This window comes from Streptomyces sp. NPDC001980 (genome assembly GCF_040296885.1).
Lineage (GTDB): Bacteria > Actinomycetota > Actinomycetes > Streptomycetales > Streptomycetaceae > Streptomyces.
The window spans coordinates 97409-116547 of record NZ_JBEOYD010000032.1 but is presented as its reverse complement, the minus strand read 5'-3'; the positions used below and the strand labels follow the sequence as shown (position 1 = coordinate 116547).

Sequence of the window (19139 nt, the reverse complement as noted above, 5' to 3'; positions counted from 1 at the left end):
AAAGTAGTCTTGAGCCCATGCCTGAACGCCGTACCGTCGCACTCGTCACTCTCGGCTGCGCCCGTAACGAGGTGGACTCGGAGGAGCTGGCAGGCCGTTTGGAGGCGGACGGCTGGCAGCTCGTCGAGGACGCATCGGACGCGGATGTCGCCGTCGTCAACACCTGTGGATTCGTCGAGGCCGCCAAGAAGGACTCGGTCGACGCCCTCCTGGAGGCCAACGACCTCAAGGGGCACGGCAGAACCCAGGCCGTCGTGGCGGTGGGCTGCATGGCCGAGCGGTACGGCAAGGAACTCGCCGAGGCGCTGCCCGAGGCGGACGGCGTGCTCGGCTTCGACGACTACTCCGACATCTCCGACCGCCTGCAGACCATCCTCAACGGCGGCATCCACGCCTCGCACACCCCGCGCGACCGGCGCAAGCTGCTGCCCATCAGCCCCGCCGAGCGGCAGGACTCGGCCGCGGCGGTGGCTCTCCCGGGGCACGGCCCGGCCGACCTCCCCGACGGCGTCGCGCCCGCCTCCGGCCCGCGTGCGCCCCTGCGCCGCCGCCTGGACGGCGCCCCCGTCGCCTCGGTCAAGCTCGCCTCCGGCTGCGACCGCCGCTGCTCCTTCTGCGCCATCCCGTCCTTCCGCGGCTCCTTCATCTCACGCCGGCCCAGCGACGTGCTGAACGAGACCCGGTGGCTGGCCGAACAGGGCGTGAAGGAGATCATGCTGGTCTCCGAGAACAACACCTCCTACGGCAAGGACCTGGGTGACATCCGTCTCCTGGAGTCCCTGCTGCCGGAGCTGGCCGAGGTGGACGGCGTCGAGCGGGTGCGCGTCAGCTACCTCCAGCCCGCCGAGATGCGCCCCGGCCTGATCGACGTACTGACCTCCACCCCGAAGGTCGTCCCGTACTTCGACCTGTCCTTCCAGCACTCCGCCCCGGGCGTGCTGCGGGCCATGCGCCGCTTCGGCGACACCGACCGCTTCCTGGAGCTCCTCGACACCATCCGGAGCAAGGCCCCGCAGGCGGGTGTCCGCTCCAACTTCATCGTCGGCTTCCCCGGCGAGTCCGAGTCCGATCTCGGTGAGCTGGAGCGCTTCCTGAACGGCGCGCGCCTCGACGCCATCGGCGTCTTCGGCTACTCCGACGAGGAGGGCACCGAGGCGGCCACGTACGAGAACAAGCTCGCCGAGGAGGTCGTGGCCGAGCGCCTCGCGCACATCTCCCGGCTCGCCGAGGAGCTCGTCTCGCAGCGGGCCGAGGAGCGCCTCGGCGAGACCGTGCACGTCCTCGTGGAGTCCGTGGACGACGAGGACGGTGTCTACGGCCGGGCGGCCCACCAGGCGCCCGAGACGGACGGACAGGTGCTGCTCACCAGCGGCGCGGGACTGCGTGTCGGTCGTATGGTCGAGGCGAAGGTGGTCGGTACGGAAGGTGTCGACCTGGTGGCCGAGCCGCTGCAGGGCTCGCCCGCATGGAGTGAGGAGGCCGGCAGATGACCGGAGTCCCGGCGTCCGCCGCGGGCGGCTCCTCCGGCGCGCACGGCGCCCCGGGCTCCGCCGCCACCTCCGGTGCCGCCCCGGATTCCGGTTCCCGCGATCCCGGTTCCCGTGACTCCGGTTCCCACGACGGCGAGCGGCCCGTACGCGGCGGGAAGATCGCCGCTGCCGCCGTCAACCAGGCCAGCCTCTGGAACGTCGCCAATCTGCTGACCATGCTCCGGCTGGTCCTGGTGCCCGGCTTCGTCGCCCTGATGCTGGCCGGCGGCGGATACGACCCGGCGTGGCGCTCGCTCGCCTGGGCGGCCTTCGCCATCGCCATGATCACCGACCTGTTCGACGGGCATCTGGCACGCACCTACAACCTCGTCACCGACTTCGGGAAGATCGCCGACCCCATCGCCGACAAGGCGATCATGGGAGCGGCGCTGATCTGTCTCTCCGGACTGGGTGATCTGCCCTGGTGGGTGACGATCGTGATCCTCGCCCGGGAACTCGGCATCACGCTGATGCGTTTCGTGGTCATCCGCTACGGCGTGATCCCGGCCAGCCGCGGCGGCAAGCTCAAGACCCTCACCCAGGGCGTGGCCGTCGGGATGTACGTGCTGGCGCTGACGGGGTGGCTGGCGACCCTGAGGTTCTGGGTGATGGCCGCGGCTGTCGTCCTGACCGTCGTCACCGGCCTCGACTATGTGAGACAGGCCATTGTGCTGCGGCGGCAGGGAATCGCCGAGCGCGCAGCAGCGTTGGAGGAGACGGAAGCGTGAATTCCACGGCCGCCGAACTGGTGCGACTACTGACGGTGAGGGGCCAGACCCTCGCTGTCGCCGAGTCGCTGACCGGCGGTCTGGTCGCGGCGGAGATCACCACGGTGCCGGGGGCGTCCAAGGCGTTCCAGGGCTCCGTCACCGCCTATGCCACCGAGCTGAAGCACGACCTGCTCGGCGTCGACGCCACCCTGCTGGCCCAGCGGGGAGCGGTGGATCCGCAGGTCGCGGCCCAGATGGCCGCCGGAGTACGCAAGGCGTTGGGCGCCGACTGGGGCGTCGCGACCACCGGAGTCGCCGGACCGGAACCGCAGGACGGCCAGCCGGTCGGGACGGTCTTCGTGGCCGTGGACGGGCCGTTCGGCCCTGGTTCCGGTTCTGCCGCTGGCGGAAAAGTGGAGGCCCTGCGGTTGAACGGCGACCGCGCGGAAATTCGTAGAGAGAGTGTACGGAGCGTACTCGCACTGCTTCTGAGGGAGCTTGCGAGCGAACAGACCGGGAATGAGCGGACACAGGATACGGAACAGAACGGGGGGTTTTGATGTTTGCAGCCCTGAGTGAACACGACATCGCTCCCCGCACGGCCGCGGCGCAAGGCGGTACGGTGGGGCGTGAAGGATGCGGCTACGCGGTCCGAGGAGGGAGCCACCGATGATTCTGCTCCGTCGCCTGCTGGGTGACGTGCTGCGTCGGCAGCGCCAGCGCCAGGGCCGTACTCTGCGCGAAGTCTCCTCGTCCGCCCGAGTCTCACTCGGCTATCTCTCCGAGGTGGAGCGGGGGCAGAAGGAGGCTTCCTCCGAGCTGCTCTCCGCCATCTGCGACGCGCTGGACGTACGGATGTCCGAGCTCATGCGAGAAGTGAGCGACGAGCTCGCCCTCGCCGAGCTGGCCCAGTCCGCCCGGGCCACCGAGCCCGTGCCCACGCCGGTTCGCCCGATGCTGGGTACCGTCTCGGTGACCGGCGTGCCACCGGAACGGGTGACCATCAAGGCGCCCGCCGAGGCGGTGGACGTGGTCGCCGCGTGACGCCTGCGCGGATGTAGACCGACGCGGCGCCGACCTGGCGTCGAAGAAGTGCGTGAGGCCCCGGCCGGGGCCCTCCCGGGAGACCCGGGAAGGTGCGGCCGGGGCTTTCGTGCGCCTGTGGACGGGATGCGTCCATTTGCCGGTATCCACGGGCCCGGTCATGGTGGAGGGACATGACAGGGGGCCGACGACCGGAGACAACGCATGTACGTCGTGAAGAGCCCGCTGTCCGACGCGGACCCGAAGACCGTGGCCGAGGCGGTGCAGGGCGGAGCACGGATCGGCGCCGGGCGTCCCGCCCGACGGGCGCGCGACGGCCACCGTGGCCGCCGACAGCGGCGTCCGGCCGGTCCGCGGCCGTTGCATCCGTGAGCCCTCGGTGCGCCTCCCCGGTGGGCCGGGCGGCGTTCTAGCGTCCGGCTGGAGGTGACGGCCATGGTGGGGCGGATAGTGCGCTGGGGGGTTGCGTTGGGGTTCGCGGCGGTGTGGTGGTGGGCCGTGCTGCGGATCACGTTCGCCGACGGCGCCGGGGCGCTGGAAGGGACCGTGGCGGCCGGCGGGTGGGGACTGAGCCTGCTGCCGGTGAACTGTGTGCCGAGGGCCCGGGCGGCGGGGGCCCTGGGGCCGGCGCGCTGGCGGACGGCCTGGCGGACCCAGGGGGCTACCAGGGCATCGCCACCCCTCCGTTCGGGCGCAGGATCTGGCCCGTCGTGAACGAGGAGGCGTCGGAGGCCAGGTAGAGCACGGCGTGTGCGACGTCCGCCGCCTCGCCGACCCGGCCCAGCGGCGACATCCGGGCCATCCGGGCCTCCGTCTGCTGCTGCTCCGCGCTGTCGTCGCGGTCGGTCATGGGGGTGCGGGTCCAGCCCGGGGCGACCGCGTTGACGCGGATGCCCTGCCGGCCGACCTCGTTGGCGAGCGTCTTGGTCAGCTGGACCACGGCCGCCTTGGCCGCGCCGTAGCAGAGCAGGCCGGGGCCGCCGGTGTCGATGGCGCCGGAGGCCATGGTGATGATGCTGCCCCCGCTCCGCCCGGCCAGCATCAGCCGGGCCGCCTCCTGGCAGGCGTACAGCACGCCCTTGAAGTTGACACCCAGCACCCGGTCGAGGTCCTCGTCCCTGGTCTCCAGGACCGGGCTGCGGTGCATGATCCCGGCGATCGCCGCCATCACGTCCAGCCGCCCGCAGGACCGCACGGCCTGCCCCAGCCGTGCCCGGTCGGTGACGTCGAGGACGTGGGTGCGGGCGGTGCCGCCGCAGTCCTTGATCAGGGTCGCCGTCTCGTGCAGGCCGTCCGCGTCCCGGTCGGCACAGTGCACGGTCGCGCCCGCCTCGGCGAGCAGCACGGCGGACGCCCGGCCGATGCCGCCGGCGGCGCCGGTGACGAATGCGGTGCGTCCGGTGAGGTCGTACGCCTTGAGGGACATGAAGGGACGGTACGAGCGTTTCTGACGGGTCGTCAATCAGTTGTGCGGGGGCGGGTTCCGTGGGCGCGCCGGGAACCCGGGGCCGGGCCGGTCTGGCAGGTGGGGCACCAGTAGGTGGGGCGCTCGCGGGAGCCGTCGCCCTGGTCGGCGAGCCGGATCGGGGTGCGGCAGCGCAGACAGGGGCGGGGTGCCCGGCCGTAGACGTAGAGGTCGTGGTCGCGCAGGCCGGTGGTCCGGCGGACCACGCGGTCGCGGTTGGCCTCCAGGAGACGCTGGGCCAGGCCGGGGAGGATCGCGGCGCGCTCGGCGGGGAGGGCGCCGACCGGGAGCCAGGGGGTCGCGCCGATCAGGAAGCAGAGCTCGCTCTTGTAGATGTTGCCGATCCCGGCGAGGTTGCGCTGGTCGAGCAGGGCCTCGCCGAGCGGGCGGGCGGGGTCCGAGAGGAGGTTGGCGAGGGCGCTGTCGGGGTTCCAGTCGGGGCCCAGCAGGTCGGGGCCGAGGTGGCCCACGGTGCGCTCCTCCTCGCCGGTGCGCAGGAACTCCAGGACCTGGAGTCGGTATCCGACGGCCGTGTGGTCGACGGTGGAGAGGACCGCCCGGATCTGGTGCGCGGGACCGCCCCGCCAGCGCTCACCGGTGCCGTAGACCTTCCACGCGCCCTCCATCCGCAGGTGCGTGTGCAGGGTCAGGCCGCCCTCGAAACGGGTGAGCAGGTGCTTGCCGCGCGGGGTGGTGTCGAGGACCCTGCGGCCGCTGAGGTCGACCGTGGCGTACTTGGGCACCCGGAAGTCGCTGCGGGTCAGCACCTGGCCGGCGAGCGCGTCGTGCAGGCGCCTCGCGGCCTGCCAGACCGTGTCACCTTCGGGCATGGGTCAAGGGTGGCACGAGGGGACGGGCGGTGAGGCGCGCACCGTGCTTCACGCCCGTAGGCGCAGGCCGCGCGGGGTCGCGATGAAGCCCGCTCCCTCCAGGAGAGTGCCCAGCGGGGAGGTCAGGGCCGAGGCGCCGTTGACGCGCTCCACCGTCACCGTGCCGAGGGTGCCCGCGCGGGCGGCCGCCGCGAGGGCCTCCGCCGCCGTGCAGAGCCGGGTGTCGTCGGTGGCGGCCGTGTCCGGGGCGGCGGGCCAGGCCAGCAGGGTCTTGCCACCCCGCTCCATGTAGAGCGTCAGCTCGCCGTCGACCAGGACCACCAGCGAGCCCGCCTTGCGGCCCGGTTTGTGCCCGGCGCCGGTCGGGGGTTCGGGCCAGGGGAGGGCGGCACCGTAGGCGTTCGCCGGGTCGGCGGCGGCGAGGACCACGGCTCTGGGGTCGGGGGCGGCGGGGGTGCTGGTGCGGTGATTGCCGTAGGCGTAGGGGTTCGGGCCGTAGGGGTTCGCGGGGCCGCCGCCTCGGGGGCCGCCGTAGCCGGGGGCGGCGAACGGGTCGGCGGGGGCGAGGTCCTTGGGGGAGACGTAGTCGCCCGGGGCGGTGGGCGGCTCGGGCGGCCAGGTGAAGTCGCCGTCCAAGTCGGGGAAGCCGGCCGCGTCGAAGGGGCCGAGGGGATCGAGGGAGTCGAGGGAGTCGAGGGGTTCACCGGGGGCGGCGGTGCTGTGGCCGCCGTTCGGGTCGGCGAACGCCGAGGCACCGGTGGCTCCGGTGGTTCCGAAGCCGCTGCCCGGCAGGGCCTCGCCCCGCTCGCGGGCGTTGGACACCGCGCGCAGTCGGTCGACCGCGCCGTCCATCGCGAACTGGGCCGCGCCCAGGCCCTCCACGACGTAACCCCGGCGTGCCTGGCCGCTCTCCTCGAAGGCCGACAGGATCCGGTACACCGCCGAGAAGCCGCCCTCCACGCCCTCCGCCGCGACCGCGCCCCGGGTCACCACCCCGTGCCGGTCGAGGAGGGTGCGGGCCAGGGCGTGGGCGCGCACGGTGGTGTCCGGCTCGCGCTGCGGCAGCAGGGACCAGCGCCCGGCCACGGTCGGCGGGCCGGTACGGGAGGCGGGGCGGGCGGCGGCCGTCAGGGAGCCGTAGCGGCCGCGCGGGACGGCGCGCTTGGCGCGGTGGGCGGTGGAGCCGGCGGTACGGCCCGACCCGAGCAGGGAGCGCATGGGAGCCAGCGTGTCGTTGGTGAGCCGCCCGGACCAGGCCAGGTCCCAGACGGCGTCGGCCAGTTGGGGATCGGTGGCGTCGGGGTGCGTGGTGGCGCGGACCTGGTCGGCGATCTGACGGAAGAACAGGCCGTAGCCCCCCGAGAGGGCGTCGAGGACGGACTGGTGGAGGGCGGTGAGCTCCAGCGGGTGCGGCGGCGGGAGCAGCACGGGGGCCGCGTCCGCCAGATACAGGGAGACCCAGCCGTCCTTGCCGGGCAGGGCACCCGCGCCGGCCCACACGAGCTCGCCGGCCGCGGTGAGTTCGTCGAGCATCGCGGGCGAGTAGTTCGCCACGCGCGACGGCAGGACCAGCTTCTCCAGCGCCGACGCCGGAACGGACGCGCCCTGCAGCTGCTCCACGGCGCGCACCAGTCCGTCCACGCCGCGCAGCCCGTGTCCCTTGCCGATGTGCTGCCACTGCGGCAGGAACTGGGCGAGCGCGGCCGGTGCCACCGGCTCCAGCTCGTGCCGGAGCGCGGCCAGCGAACGGCGGCGCAGCCTGCGCAGTACCGTTGCGTCGCACCACTCCTGGCCGATGCCCGCCGGATGGAACTCGCCCTGCACCACCCGCCCGCCCGCGGCGAGCCGCTGCAACGCGCCCTCCGTGACCGCCACCCCGAGCCCGAAGCGGGCGGCCGCGGTGGCCGACGTGAACGGGCCGTGGGTGCGCGCGTACCGCGCGAGGAGATCGCCGAGCGGGTCCTTCACGGGCTCGGTGAAGGCCTCGGGGACGCCGACGGGCAGTGCGGTGCCGAGGGCGTCGCGCAGCCGGCCCGCGTCCTCGATCGCCACCCAGTGATCGGCACCGGCGATCCGGACCTTGATGGCCCGCCGGGCGCCCGCCAACTCCGCGGCCCACTGCGGCTCGGCGCCCCGCTCCACCAACTCGGCGTCCGTGAGCGGTCCGAGCATCCGCAGCACGTCGGCGACGCCCTCCGGGTCCTTGATCCGGCGGTCCTCGGCCAGCCACTGCAGCTCGCGCTCCAGCTCGGTCAGCACCTCCGCGTCGAGCAGCTCCCGCAGCTCCGCCTGGCCCAGCAGCTCCGCCAGCAGCCGGGAGTCCAGGGAGAGCGCGGCCGCGCGGCGCTCGGCGAGCGGGGAGTCACCCTCGTACAGGAACTGGGCGACGTACCCGAAGAGAAGGGAACGGGCGAACGGGGACGGCTCCGGGGTGGTGACCTCGACCAGGCGGACCTTGCGCGATTCCAGGTCGCCCATCAGCTCGACGAGCCCGGGGACGTCGAAGACGTCCTGGAGGCACTCGCGGACCGCCTCCAGGACGATCGGGAACGAACCGAACTCGCTGGCCACCTGGAGCAGTTGGGCGGCGCGCTGACGCTGCTGCCAGAGCGGGGTGCGCTTGCCGGGGCTGCGGCGCGGCAGCAGGAGTGCGCGGGCGGCGCATTCGCGGAAGCGGGAGGCGAACAGGGCCGAGCCGCCGACCTGGTCGGTGACGATCTGGTCGACCTCGCCCTTGTCGAAGGCGACGTCCGCCGCGCCCACGGGGGCCTGTTCGGAGTCGTACTCCGTACCGGCCTGCGCCGGGGCCTGGTCGAGCAGGTCGAGGCCCATCAGGTCGGCGTCCGGAAGCCGCAGCACGATGCCGTCGTCGGCATGCATGACCTGGGCGTCCATGCCGTACCGCTCGGACAGCCGGGCACCGAGGGCGAGCGCCCAGGGGGCGTGCACCTGGGCGCCGAAAGGGGAGTGCACGACGACCCGCCAGTCGCCCAGCTCGTCGCGGAAGCGCTCCACGACGATCGTCCGGTCGTCCGGGACGTGGCCGCAGGCCTCGCGCTGTTCGTCCAGGTACGACAGCACGTTGTCCGCCGCCCAGGCGTCCAGGCCCGCCGCGAGGAGGCGCAGCCGGGCGTCGTCCTTGGGGAGCGCGCCGACCTCGCGCAGGAACGCGCCGACCGCGCGGCCCAGTTCGAGCGGGCGGCCCAGCTGGTCGCCCTTCCAGAAGGGCAGACGACCCGGGACACCGGGGGCGGGGGAGACCAGGACGCGGTCGCGGGTGATGTCCTCGATCCGCCAGGAGCTGGTGCCCAGGGTGAACACATCGCCCACCCGGGACTCGTACACCATCTCCTCGTCCAGCTCGCCGACCCGGCCGCCGCCCTTCTTCGGGTCGGCGCCGGCCAGGAAGACGCCGAAGAGGCCGCGGTCGGGGATCGTGCCGCCCGAGGTGACGGCGAGCCGCTGGGCGCCCGGACGGCCGGTGACCGTCCCCGCCACCCGGTCCCAGACCACGCGCGGGCGCAGCTCCGCGAACGCGTCCGACGGGTAGCGGCCCGCGAGCATGTCGAGGACCGCGGTGAACGCCGACTCCGGGAGCGCGGCGAAGGGGGCCGCGCGGCGGACGGTGGCCAGCAGGTCGTCGACCTGCCAGGTGTCCAGCGAGGTCATCGCCACGAGCTGCTGGGCGAGGACGTCGAGCGGGTTGGCGGGGACCTTCAGGGACTCGATGGAGCCGGTGCGCATCCGCTCGGTGACCACGGCCGCCTGCACCAGGTCGCCCCGGTACTTGGGGAAGACCACGCCGGTGGAGACCGCGCCGACCTGGTGTCCCGCACGGCCGACGCGCTGCAGACCGGAGGCGACCGACGGCGGGGACTCGACCTGGACGACCAGGTCCACCGCGCCCATGTCGATGCCCAGTTCGAGACTGGAGGTGGCCACCACGGCAGGCAGCCGGCCGGCCTTCAGGTCCTCCTCGACCAGCGCGCGCTGCTCCTTGGAGACCGAGCCGTGGTGCGCGCGGGCGAGGACCGGCGGGGCGCCCTGGGCCGCGCCCGAGCCGCCCATCAGCTCGGCCGGGGAGTGGTGCTCGTCCAGGGGCTCGCCGGTCACGCGCTCGTAGGCGATCTCGTTGAGCCGGTTGCACAGCCGCTCCGCCAGGCGGCGGGAGTTCGCGAACACGATCGTCGAGCGGTGGGCCTGCACCAGGTCGGCGATCCGCTCCTCCACATGCGGCCAGATCGACGGCTTCTCCGCGCCCTCGCTGCCGTCGGTGGCCGGGGAGCCGCCCAGCTCTCCCATGTCCTCCACCGGGACGACGACGGAGAGGTCGAACTCCTTGCCGGACTTCGGCTGGACGATCTCCACCTTGCGGCGCGGCGAGAGGTAGCGGGCCACCTCGTCGACCGGGCGGACCGTCGCCGACAGGCCGATCCGGCGGGCAGGCGCCGGCAGCAGCTCGTCCAGCCGCTCCAGGGAGAGCGCGAGGTGCGCGCCGCGCTTGGTGCCGGCGACCGCGTGCACCTCGTCCAGGATCACCGTCTCGATGCCGGTCAGCGCGTCGCGCGTGGCCGACGTCAGCATCAGGAACAGGGACTCCGGGGTGGTGATCAGGATGTCCGGCGGGCGGGTGGACAGGGCGCGGCGCTCGGCGGCCGGGGTGTCGCCGGAGCGGATGCCGACCCGCACCTCCGGCTCGGGCATGCCGAGCCGGACGGACTCCTGGCGGATGCCGGTCAGGGGGCTGCGCAGGTTCCGCTCGACGTCGACCGCGAGTGCCTTGAGCGGTGACACGTACAGCACGCGGCAGCGCTTCTTCGGGTCGGCCGGGGGCGGGGTGGCGGCCAGCTGGTCCAGGGCGGCGAGGAAGGCGGCCAGCGTCTTGCCGGAGCCGGTCGGGGCGACCACCAGCACGTCCGAACCCGCGCCGATGGCCTGCCACGCGCCCGCCTGGGCCGCCGTGGGCGCGGAAAACGCCCCCGTGAACCAGCCGCGGGTCGCGGGGGAGAAGCCGTCGAGGGCCCGGTGTGCGGATTTCGCCATGCGTCCATCCTGCACCCGGCCACTGACAAGCGGGTCTGACCTGCGGAGACGTGGGGGGACCGAGAGGCCTCGGCTTCGCCTTCGGCGATTGTGTTCCTACCCGCACCACTCGTGACGGTTTCGTCGTCGGGTGCGGGTGGCCCCTGTGGGGCGGATTCGCCGTCGGCGGTGCGCGAAGGGGCCGGGCGGGGGCGGTGGCCGTGCCGGGCGGCAGGGCGGGATGGTGGCCGAGGAGAGCCGGACGGGGACAGCGGCTCAGGAGAGTCGGCAGGCGGGTGCCAGTTCCGGGGGCCGGGCGGAATGGTGGCCACGCCGGGTGGCCGGGTGGGAGGCGGGGAGCGGGGCAGTGGCCGAGGGCGGTCCGGTGGGGTGGGGCGGTCGACAATGGGCGTATGGCGGGATCGGAGGAGCGGGCGCGGCACTGGCGGTACGAGGCGTTGCCCGGTGTTGATCTGCTGCGTGCCCGGTACGTCCGCAAGACGTTCGTCCGGCACACCCACGAGCACTTCGTGATCGCCGCCATCGCGGACGGCGTCGAGGTCTTCCACCATCGGGGCTCCGACGTGTCGGCGGGGGCGGGGGCGCTCGCGCTGGTCAACCCGGACACCCCGCACACCGGGCGGGCCGGGGTGCCCGAGGGCTGGCGGTACGGCGCTGTCTACCCGGCCCCGGACCTGGTGGCGGGGATCGCCGCCGAGACCACCGGGATCCGGGGCACCCCCGGCTTCGTCAGCCCGGTGCTCGACGACCCGTACAGCGGTGCTCTCGTCCACCGGGTGCTGCGCGCCGCCGACGAGGGCAACGCGCTCGCCGCCGACACCCTGCTGAGGGTGGTGGTCACCCGGCTGCTGCGGCTGAACGGCGGCCCGCTGCCGCAGCGGCAGGTCCGTACCGCCGGCGCCCGGCTCGCCGCACGCGCGCGTGCGGTGCTGGAGGAGCGGATGGCCGAGCCGCCGACCCTGGAGCGGCTCGCCACCGACCTCGGCACCAGCCCCTTCGCGCTGCTGCGGGCGTTCCGCGACGCCTACGGCATGCCCCCGCACACCTGGCTGACCGACGCCCGGGTGCGTCGCGCCCGGCTGCTGCTGGACGCCGGCACGGCACCCGCAGAGGCGGCCGTCGCGGTGGGCTTCACCGACCAGCCGCACCTCAACCGGCACTTCGCCCGGATCGTCGGCGTCCCGCCGGGCGCCTACCAGCGCGAGCGCAAGAACGTACAAGACACGCGGGACGGCCGCCCGTAGCGTCCCGGGCGTGGCACAACAGACAGCACTCGCAGACATACGCGACGAAGGCGGCCCGAAGCCCGACTCCGCCGTCGTCAGGGACGCCCTCGGGGTCGGGGTCGCCGTGGGACTCTCCGGGTTCGCCTTCGGGGTGACCTCGGCCGGCAGCGGGCTCGGTCTGCTCCAGACCTGCGCGCTCAGCCTCCTGGTGTTCACCGGCGCCTCCCAGTTCGCCCTGGTCGGCGCGCTCGCGGCCGGTGGCAACCCGTTCACCGCGGCGGCCGGCGCCTTCTTCCTCGGGGTGCGCAACGCGTTCTACGGGCTGCGCCTCTCGCAGGTGCTGGCCCTCCCGCGCGCGGTGCGGCCGTTCGCCGCCCAGTGGGTGATCGACGAGACCACTGCGGTCACCCTGGCCCAGCCGACGCGGCGCGCCGCCCGGATCGGCTTCACCGTCACCGGACTCAGCCTGTACGTGCTGTGGAACCTCACCACCCTGGTCGGCGCGCTCGGCGCCAAGGCCGTCGGGGACACCGGCACCTGGGGCCTGGACGCGGCCGGACCCGCCGTCTTCCTGGCCCTGCTCGCCCCCATGCTGAAGACCACGACCGACCGCGCGGTCGCCGCCCTCGCGGTGCTGCTGGGGCTCGGCCTGCTGCCCGTGCTGCCGGCCGGGGTGCCGGTCCTGGTGGCCGCGCTGGCGGCACCGGCCGCCCTGTTCGTCTCCGGCCGCCGGTCGGGCCGTGACCGTACCCGCGACGAGGCGCCCGAGGAGACCCGGTGAACTTCTGGATCGCGATCGGCGCGACCGCCCTCGGCTGCTACGCCGTCAAGCTCGCCGGACTGCTGGTTCCCGCGGGCGTGCTGGAGCGGCCGGTGGTGCGACGGCTGGCCGCCCTGCTGCCCGTGGCCCTGCTCGCCGCCCTCACGGCCCAGCAGACGTTCGCCGACGGGCACGCGCTCGTGCTGGACGCCCGGGCCGCGGGCCTCGGGGCGGCCGCCGTGGCGCTGGTACTGCGGGCGCCCTTCCTGGTCGTCGTCGGGGTCGCCGTGGCGGTCACGGCGGGGCTGCGTGCCGTCACCGGCTGAGACTTCCGTCACCCCACGGAGCGGCCGTACGCCCTGAGCGTCTGCAGGGCCTCGATCGTCACCCTGGGGCGGGCCTCCAGGACGGCGGCCGGTGCCCACGGGCGCCAGCGGATCGGCCAGCCGCCGTCCGCCTCCTGTTCGGCGGTGAGGAAGTCGAGCGAGCGGGTCATCTCCTCGTCGGTGAACCACCCGCGCGCGAGCGAGTCCGGAGACTTCGCGAAGTCGTGCGGGAAGTGGTGCTCGCGCGGGGCGTAGCCGGGTGCGACCGGGTACGCGTCGAGGTGCTCGGGGTCCAGCGCGGCCAGACGCTGCTCGCGCACCAGGCGGCCCAGCCGGTCGGCGACCGCCTCCGCGCGCGAGCGGTCGGGCACCGTGTCCAGGAAGGCGACCGCGGCCTCGATCTCGTAGGGGTGCGACTTCTCCAGGTACTCGATCGCCTGCCAGCAGAAGTCGGTGGCCCGGAACAGCCACGCGTGCCAGACCTCGTTGCGGTGCAGCAGGCCCACCACCGGACCGGTGGCGAGGAGCTCGCTGGGCGGGTCGTCGACGATCGGGACGAAGGGTGCCGCCGGATAGCCGCGCTGACTGGGACGGACCGCCGGCAGTGCCCCGTCCGCAGTGGAGACCGCCGTCAGATAGCGGCACACGCGCTCCACCCGCTGCCCGCCGCACCGCCCGATGGCGTCCAGGACCCGCAGCGCGTGCCCGGTGTGCAGCGGCTGGCTCACCGGGCCGCGCAGATCGGGCTCCAGCGCGTGTCCATAGCCACCGTCCTCGTTGCGGTAGGCGTCCAGCGCGGTCTCCACCGGATCGGGGCCGCCGTTCAGGAAGTGGTACGAGAAGAGACGCTGCTCCAGCACGCGCGCGGTGAGCCACATGAACTGTTCGGCGCGGAAGAGCGGGGAGTGCGCCGGGGGCGTAGGGGGGAGTGGGGAAGCTCCGGTTTCGGCCATGCGCAAGACCGTAGGGCGGAAAGCGGTCTCGGCAGGCGCTCCCGGGCAGGGCCCACTCTCAGGGGCGGGATACTGGTTTCATGCGGTTGACGGTTTTCTGGCAGCGGATGGCGGAACACTTCGGTTCCGGGTACGCCGACACCTTCGCACGCGATCATGTGATGACGGAGCTCGGCGGGCTGACGGTGCACGAGGCGCTGGACGCCGGCTGGGCGGCCAAGGACGTGTGGCGCGTGGTCTGCACGGTCATGAACGTTCCGGGGGAGAGGCGCTGACCGTGCACGAAGATCGGATACGGGCCACGCGTTGTCAGTGGCGTGGGTGAGACTTGCACCGTGGCATCCACTGACGAGGACGGGCGGACCGTCCAGGACGCATCCCCGGTCGACACGGTCGACACGACGCCGCGCGCCGGATCACCGGCCGCCGGCGCCGCAGCACCGGGCGCCCGCATGCCGCGCTGGCTGCCGCGCGCCATGGTGCTGGCACTCGCCCTCGTCGCCGCCTTCCAGCTGGGCAGCTGGGCCTTCCACCAGCTCACCGGACTGCTGATCAACATCCTCATCGCGTTCTTCCTGGCGCTCGCCATCGAGCCCGCGGTGAGCTGGATGGCCTCCCGCGGCATGCGCCGCGGGTTCGCGACCTTCCTGGTCTTCCTCGGCCTGGCGATCGCCGTCGCGGGGTTCATCACGCTGCTCGGCTCGATGCTGGCCGGACAGATCATCAAGATCGTCGAAGACTTCCCCGACTACCTGGACTCGGTCATCAACTGGGTCAACCACAGCTTCCACACCGAACTGAAGCGGGTCGACGTCCAGGAGGGCCTGCTGCACTCCGACTGGCTGCGCAAGTACGCGCAGAACAGCGCGGCCGGTGCGCTCGACGTGTCCGGGCAGGTGCTGGGCGGCCTCTTCCAGCTGCTGACGATCACGCTGTTCGCCTTCTACTTCGCCGCCGACGGCCCCCGGCTGCGCCGCACCCTGTGCTCCGTGCTGCCGCCCGCACGCCAGGCCGAGGTGCTGCGCGCGTGGGAGATCGCCGTCGACAAGACCGGCGGCTACCTGTACTCGCGCGGCGTGATGGCGCTGATCTCCGGGATCGCGCACTACATCCTGCTGGAGGCCCTCGGCGTGCCGTACGCGCCCGTGCTGGGCGTGTGGGTGGGGCTGGTCTCGCAGTTCATCCCCACCATCGGCACCTATCTCGCGGGCGCGCTGCCGATGCTGATCGCGTTCACCGTCAACCCGCTGTACGCGGTGTGGGTGCTGGTGTTCGTCGTGATCTACCAGCAGTTCGAGAACTACATGCTCCAGCCCAAGCTGACCTCCAAGTCGGTCGACATCCACCCGGCGGTCGCCTTCGGCTCGGTCATCGCGGGCACCGCGCTCCTCGGCGCCGTCGGTGCGCTGATCGCCATCCCGGCGGTCGCGACGCTCCAGGCGTTCCTGAGCGCCTACGTGAAGCGGTACGACGTCACGGACGACCCACGGGTGCACGGGCAGCGCCGGCGCGGCACGGGCGGCCCCGGGCTGCGCACGCGCGCGCGGCGCCTGACGCAGCGCCTGATATGGCAGCGGCCGGCCGAGCAGCCGGAGTCCGAGGGGGGCTCGGCCTGACGGCCGCCGCGATCCGCAGATGAGTCGCGATCAGTAGGACAGACGAGTCGCGATCGGCAGTAGGTGAGTCGCGATCAGTAGGTGAGTACGGCCCACACCCCGGCGGCGGCGACGGCCGCCGCGTAGCAGCCCACCGCCGCCACCACGACCCGCCACCGGGTCTGCTCGCTCCACGCGGTGCGGGACAGCAGCCAGGCCAGGGCCGGCAGGACCAGCACCGCGTGCAGGCTGACCGCGTGCAGCGGCTTGAGCGGGGCCGTCGAGTCGTACGCCGCCTCCTGGTGCCCGGTCCGGACGAGCACCACCCCGCGCGCGATCATCGCCGCTCCCGAGGCCAGCGCCACGAGCAGGACCGCGAACCCGGAGCGCACCGCGAGCGCCATGCCCACCGGACCGGCCGGCCGGCGCCGGAAGGACACCACCGCGAAGACGGTGAGCAGCACCACCAGGACCCCGCCGCCCACCGCGAGCATCATGGACACCGCGGTGTCGAAGGGCGTCTCCATGTCGAGGTGCGAGGGCACCCGGCGCCACGCCTGCAGGGTGATCCCGCCGACCTCCACCACACAGTCGGCGGCGAACACGAGCAGCAGGACGGTCCGCACCCGCTCCCCGACCCTCAGGTAGGAGGTGACCCAGGTGACCGCCATCAGCGTCAGCCCGAAGGAGAGCCCGAACGTGACGGGCTTGCGCCAGGAGACCGGCCCGTACCAGGGGCCGCCGTCGACCGCGAACACCACCAGATGCGCCAGACCGGAGAGGACGAGGATCACTCCGGTCGCGTGACAGAGACGCTCGGCGGGGCGCACCCGGGTCAGGATCCCGGCCAGCGGGTTCGCCGGTGGCCTTCGGGGCGGACTCTTCAGGGAGGAGGACATACGCCCAGCCTCCCGGCGCCCGTGCGCGCGGTCGTCGTCCGGCCGAAGACACCCGCCGTACGCCTTGAGGAGTAGAGGGATGCGGGACGATGTGGGGGGATCAGGAGACCGTGGCGGCCGGCGGGGTCCACCGCCGGGTGCGGGGTACGGAGCCCGGGACGCCGTAGTCCTTCTTGAGGTGTTCGGGGATGGCGTAGTGCATGACGCGGCCACGGGTGAGCGAGGACAGTTCGAGCACGGTGGTGAGGTGGCCGAGGCGGTCCAGGGCCCAGGCGCCCAGCGGCGAGCGGTCCTCGATGGTCTCCAGAACGCCGAGGAGGTGCGGTACGGCCTTGACGACGGTGTCCCACGGGGTACGCGGCACCTCCAGCCAGTCGGCGCAGGTGTCGCCGACCAGATGGCGGATCAGGGCGGAGACGATCGGATCGAAGAAGGTGCCGGGGACGACCTCCTCGTAGAGGTCGATGAGCTGCCGGGTCAGGACCGCCCCCTCCTCGGAGGGGCCCATGTACCGGACCATGTAGAGATCGAGGAAGGCGCGTGCTTCTTCGAGGGTCTTCGGGACGGCCTCCTGGTCGACGCCGAGCATGGCGCCCACCACCCGCCACGCGTAGTAGTACGCCTCCGCGCCCTCGGTGGACAGGTGGATGCCCAGCCGGTGCAGGCTGTCGAGGACCAGCATGGAGAAGAACATCTGCCCGCCGATCATGTCCTCCTGGCAGATCGGCGTGCCGAGCGCCTCGGTGTCCCAGCGGTTCTCGCGCCTGAGGTGGTGCCGGATGGAGGCGTGCAGCAGGCGTACCTTCTGGGCGGCCGGGACGAAGCGGCCGCCGGCCTCGAAGGCGTCGGGCCGCATGAGGTAGACGGTGAACTGACCGGTCTCCGCCATCCGCTTGGACGGGTACTTCAGTCCGTGGGTGGCCGACAGCAGCTTCGCCACGCGCGGGACGACGTAACAGGCGGGCATGGCGGCGAAGGACAGCGCGGTCGAGATGTGCACGTTGTTGTCGATGAAGAACAGCCGGGCCTTCTCCATCTCGCCCCAGTCCACCCAGGACGGCGGTACCCGGGTGGCCTCCAGGTACTCCCGCGCGACCTCGGGCAGCCCGTCCGGAAGGGGCGCGCCGGCGGTGGAGACGTAGCGCATCAGGGTGTTGAACGTGCCCACCTCCCCGCGCTCGAAGAGTGCGGCGACCGTGGCGTCGGCGAGTTCGTCACCGGCGTGCCGCAGGGTGTCCAGCGAGGCCTCGGTGTGCATCACGGCAGGGCTCCTTGTCATCGCGGGTGTTCATCCCGGGTGGCGTCCGGGTCGGCCGTGGGGTCAGGACAGGCGGACCGCGGCCGTGTGGGCCAGCGAGGTCAGGGCGCCGGCGGCGGGGGCCGGCACGTTCAGTCCGTGGAGGGCGTCGAGCGCTTCCGCGACCCGCGCGCCGATCATGTGCTCGATCCGGTCGGGTGCCCCGAGCCGGCACATCACCTCGCGGACCGCGTCCAGTCCGTCCGCGTCCAGATCACGGCAGCCGAGCAGCGCGCCCAGCCGCTCCCGGTCGTCGGCACGGGCGAGGCGCCAGGTCTCCGCGAGCAGGGCGGTGGGCCGGTGCCCGCGTACGTCGTCGGCGTTGGCCTTGCCGGTGTGCTCCGGCGCCCCGAACAGGCCGAGCAGGTCGTCGCGCAGCTGGAAGGCCTCGCCCAGCGGCAGCCCGTACGCGGAGTACCCCTCGCGCAGCCGCTCGCCGGCCCCGGCCAGGGTGCCGCCGATCAACAGGGGCTGCTCGACCGTGTACTTGGCGGTCTTGTAGCGGATCACCTTCAGCGAGGCCGTGGTGTCCGGCCCGGCTCCGGTGCGCAGGATCTCCAGGCACTCGCCCGCGATCAGCTCCCGGGCCAGCACCGACCACAGGGGGCGGGCCCGGGCGAGGTAGGCGGCGGGCAGCCCGCAGGTCGCGAACAGCTGCCCGGCCAGTGACATCAGCAGATCGCCCACGAGCATCGCCAGCGACCGCGCGGTGTCGTCGGCGCGCGGACGGTCCCGTACGGCGGCACGCAGGGCGATGTGCGGGGTGGGGCGGCCGTGCCGCAGCGGGCTGTCGTCGATGAGGTCGTCGTGGACGACGGCGGCGGCGTGCACCAGTTCCATGGAGGCCGCCGCCCGCACCAGCGCGTCGCTGTCCGGCTGGCCCACCGCACGCCAGCCCCAGTAGCAGAACGCCGCCCGCAGCCGTTTGCCGTCCGCGACCGCCGCCTCCAGCTGCTCGGCCACCGGGCTCAGGAGCGGGTCGACCGCCGCGAACAGGCCGGCCTCCTCGGCGACGAACCGGCGCAGTACCTCGTCGACGCGGTTCTTGAAGGCGGCCGGATCCCACCGGTCAGTCATCGGCGGCGGTCCGCCGGGCGAGGGCGTGCCGGGCGAGGATCTCCAGATGGGCCGGGGGCACGGTCGCGTACCGGTCCAGGACCAGGCGCCCCCGTGCGGTGAGGTCGTGCTCGGCCTCCGCCGCCAGCGCGCCGGCGTCCGAGCGGCGCAGCAGCCCCCGTAACGTCCCGAAGGCGGTGCCCACCGTGCTCACCGCCAGATCGGCCAGCCCCGCCGCCAGCAGCACGGCCTGCTCGTCCAGACCGCGTCGTCCCGTCTCACGTGTCATGCGCTCTCCCACCCACGGCACCCGGAGGCGGCGCCCCGGCCGCCTCTTCGAGCATCGCGGCACGACGGGCGCGGGCAGGCGGAAACTCACGATCGGGTGAACGTCTTGCCGGGTGGT

18 protein-coding genes are annotated in these 19139 nt (G+C 73.3%); 10 read left to right on the top strand and 8 right to left on the bottom strand.

What is annotated here, in order from left to right; all coding sequences use genetic code 11:
• Positions 1-17: 17 nt before the first annotated feature.
• From rimO to ABT137_RS36850, 5 genes are all read left to right on the top strand, one after another.
• Positions 18-1490 carry a 30S ribosomal protein S12 methylthiotransferase RimO gene (gene rimO / locus ABT137_RS36870; RefSeq protein WP_351715567.1) on the top strand — a complete coding sequence of 491 codons (1473 nt, stop codon included), beginning with the start codon at positions 18-20 and terminating at the stop codon, positions 1488-1490.
• Positions 1487-2257 carry a CDP-diacylglycerol--glycerol-3-phosphate 3-phosphatidyltransferase gene (gene pgsA / locus ABT137_RS36865; protein WP_351715565.1) on the top strand — a complete coding sequence of 257 codons (771 nt, stop codon included), beginning with the start codon at positions 1487-1489 and terminating at the stop codon, positions 2255-2257. Before rimO ends, pgsA begins: the two co-directional genes overlap by 4 nt.
• Positions 2254-2799, top strand: coding sequence for a CinA family protein (locus ABT137_RS36860; protein ID WP_351715563.1), 546 nt, complete (start codon positions 2254-2256; stop codon positions 2797-2799). The genes pgsA and ABT137_RS36860 overlap by 4 nt, the downstream gene beginning before the upstream one ends.
• A 109-nt stretch (positions 2800-2908) precedes the next feature.
• Positions 2909-3283 (top strand): helix-turn-helix domain-containing protein, encoded by a 375-nt coding sequence (locus tag ABT137_RS36855; protein ID WP_189262258.1) that lies wholly within the window; start codon positions 2909-2911, stop codon positions 3281-3283.
• Positions 3284-3487: 204 nt separating this feature from the next.
• Entirely contained in the window at positions 3488-3655 is a 168-nt protein-coding gene (locus ABT137_RS36850; protein ID WP_351715562.1) for a hypothetical protein, read from the top strand.
• A 289-nt stretch (positions 3656-3944) separates the two neighbouring features.
• Here ABT137_RS36850 and ABT137_RS36845 read toward each other — a convergent pair whose 3' ends face one another.
• From ABT137_RS36845 to ABT137_RS36835, 3 genes are read right to left on the bottom strand one after another with little or no spacing between them, the layout of a single operon-like run.
• Positions 3945-4709, bottom strand: a complete 765-nt coding sequence (locus ABT137_RS36845) for an SDR family NAD(P)-dependent oxidoreductase (protein WP_351715560.1) — start codon at positions 4707-4709, stop codon at positions 3945-3947.
• Positions 4710-4741: 32 nt separating this feature from the next.
• Positions 4742-5578 (bottom strand): Fpg/Nei family DNA glycosylase, encoded by an 837-nt coding sequence (locus ABT137_RS36840; protein WP_351715558.1) that lies wholly within the window; start codon positions 5576-5578, stop codon positions 4742-4744.
• 48 nt (positions 5579-5626) lie between these two features.
• On the bottom strand, positions 5627-10621 hold the full coding sequence (locus ABT137_RS36835; RefSeq protein ID WP_351715556.1) for an ATP-dependent helicase: 4995 nt from the start codon (positions 10619-10621) through the stop codon (positions 5627-5629).
• Between the two features lie 392 nt (positions 10622-11013).
• On the opposite strand from ABT137_RS36835, the gene ABT137_RS36830 reads away from it, so the two are divergent.
• Genes ABT137_RS36830 through ABT137_RS36820 form a run of 3 tightly spaced genes read left to right on the top strand, consistent with a single transcriptional unit; the run spans position 11014 to position 12933 of the window.
• Positions 11014-11865 carry an AraC family transcriptional regulator gene (locus tag ABT137_RS36830; RefSeq protein ID WP_351715555.1) on the top strand — a complete coding sequence of 284 codons (852 nt, stop codon included), beginning with the start codon at positions 11014-11016 and terminating at the stop codon, positions 11863-11865.
• Positions 11866-11875: 10 nt separating this feature from the next.
• Complete coding sequence (locus ABT137_RS36825; RefSeq protein WP_351715553.1) at positions 11876-12628, top strand: AzlC family ABC transporter permease; 753 nt, start codon at positions 11876-11878, stop codon at positions 12626-12628.
• Complete coding sequence (locus ABT137_RS36820; protein WP_351715551.1) at positions 12625-12933, top strand: AzlD domain-containing protein; 309 nt, start codon at positions 12625-12627, stop codon at positions 12931-12933. Before ABT137_RS36825 ends, ABT137_RS36820 begins: the two co-directional genes overlap by 4 nt.
• Before the next feature lie 8 nt (positions 12934-12941).
• On the opposite strand, the gene ABT137_RS36815 is transcribed toward ABT137_RS36820, so the two are convergent.
• A complete protein-coding gene (locus tag ABT137_RS36815; RefSeq protein WP_351715550.1) occupies positions 12942-13886 on the bottom strand; it encodes a hypothetical protein in 945 nt (314 codons plus the stop codon).
• Positions 13887-13966: 80 nt separating this feature from the next.
• On the opposite strand from ABT137_RS36815, the gene ABT137_RS36810 reads away from it, so the two are divergent.
• On the top strand, positions 13967-14161 hold the full coding sequence (locus tag ABT137_RS36810) for a DUF3046 domain-containing protein (protein WP_351715548.1): 195 nt from the start codon (positions 13967-13969) through the stop codon (positions 14159-14161).
• 60 nt (positions 14162-14221) lie between these two features.
• Positions 14222-15502 (top strand): AI-2E family transporter, encoded by a 1281-nt coding sequence (locus ABT137_RS36805; RefSeq protein WP_351715547.1) that lies wholly within the window; start codon positions 14222-14224, stop codon positions 15500-15502.
• Positions 15503-15576: 74 nt separating this feature from the next.
• On the opposite strand, the gene ABT137_RS36800 is transcribed toward ABT137_RS36805, so the two are convergent.
• The 4 genes from ABT137_RS36800 to ABT137_RS36785 all read right to left on the bottom strand — a co-directional run bounded on the left by ABT137_RS36800 (position 15577) and on the right by ABT137_RS36785 (position 19022).
• The gene (locus ABT137_RS36800) at positions 15577-16380 is read right to left on the bottom strand and encodes a hypothetical protein (protein WP_351715545.1); all 804 of its coding nucleotides are present in this window, start codon (positions 16378-16380) and stop codon (positions 15577-15579) included.
• A gap of 100 nt (positions 16381-16480) precedes the next feature.
• The gene (locus tag ABT137_RS36795) at positions 16481-17641 is read right to left on the bottom strand and encodes an oxygenase MpaB family protein (protein WP_351715543.1); all 1161 of its coding nucleotides are present in this window, start codon (positions 17639-17641) and stop codon (positions 16481-16483) included.
• Positions 17642-17701: 60 nt separating this feature from the next.
• Positions 17702-18754, bottom strand: a complete 1053-nt coding sequence (locus tag ABT137_RS36790; RefSeq protein WP_351715541.1) for a polyprenyl synthetase family protein — start codon at positions 18752-18754, stop codon at positions 17702-17704.
• Positions 18747-19022 carry a polyprenyl synthetase gene (locus tag ABT137_RS36785; protein ID WP_351715539.1) on the bottom strand — a complete coding sequence of 92 codons (276 nt, stop codon included), beginning with the start codon at positions 19020-19022 and terminating at the stop codon, positions 18747-18749. The genes ABT137_RS36790 and ABT137_RS36785 overlap by 8 nt, the downstream gene beginning before the upstream one ends.
• Positions 19023-19139: the final 117 nt, after the last annotated feature.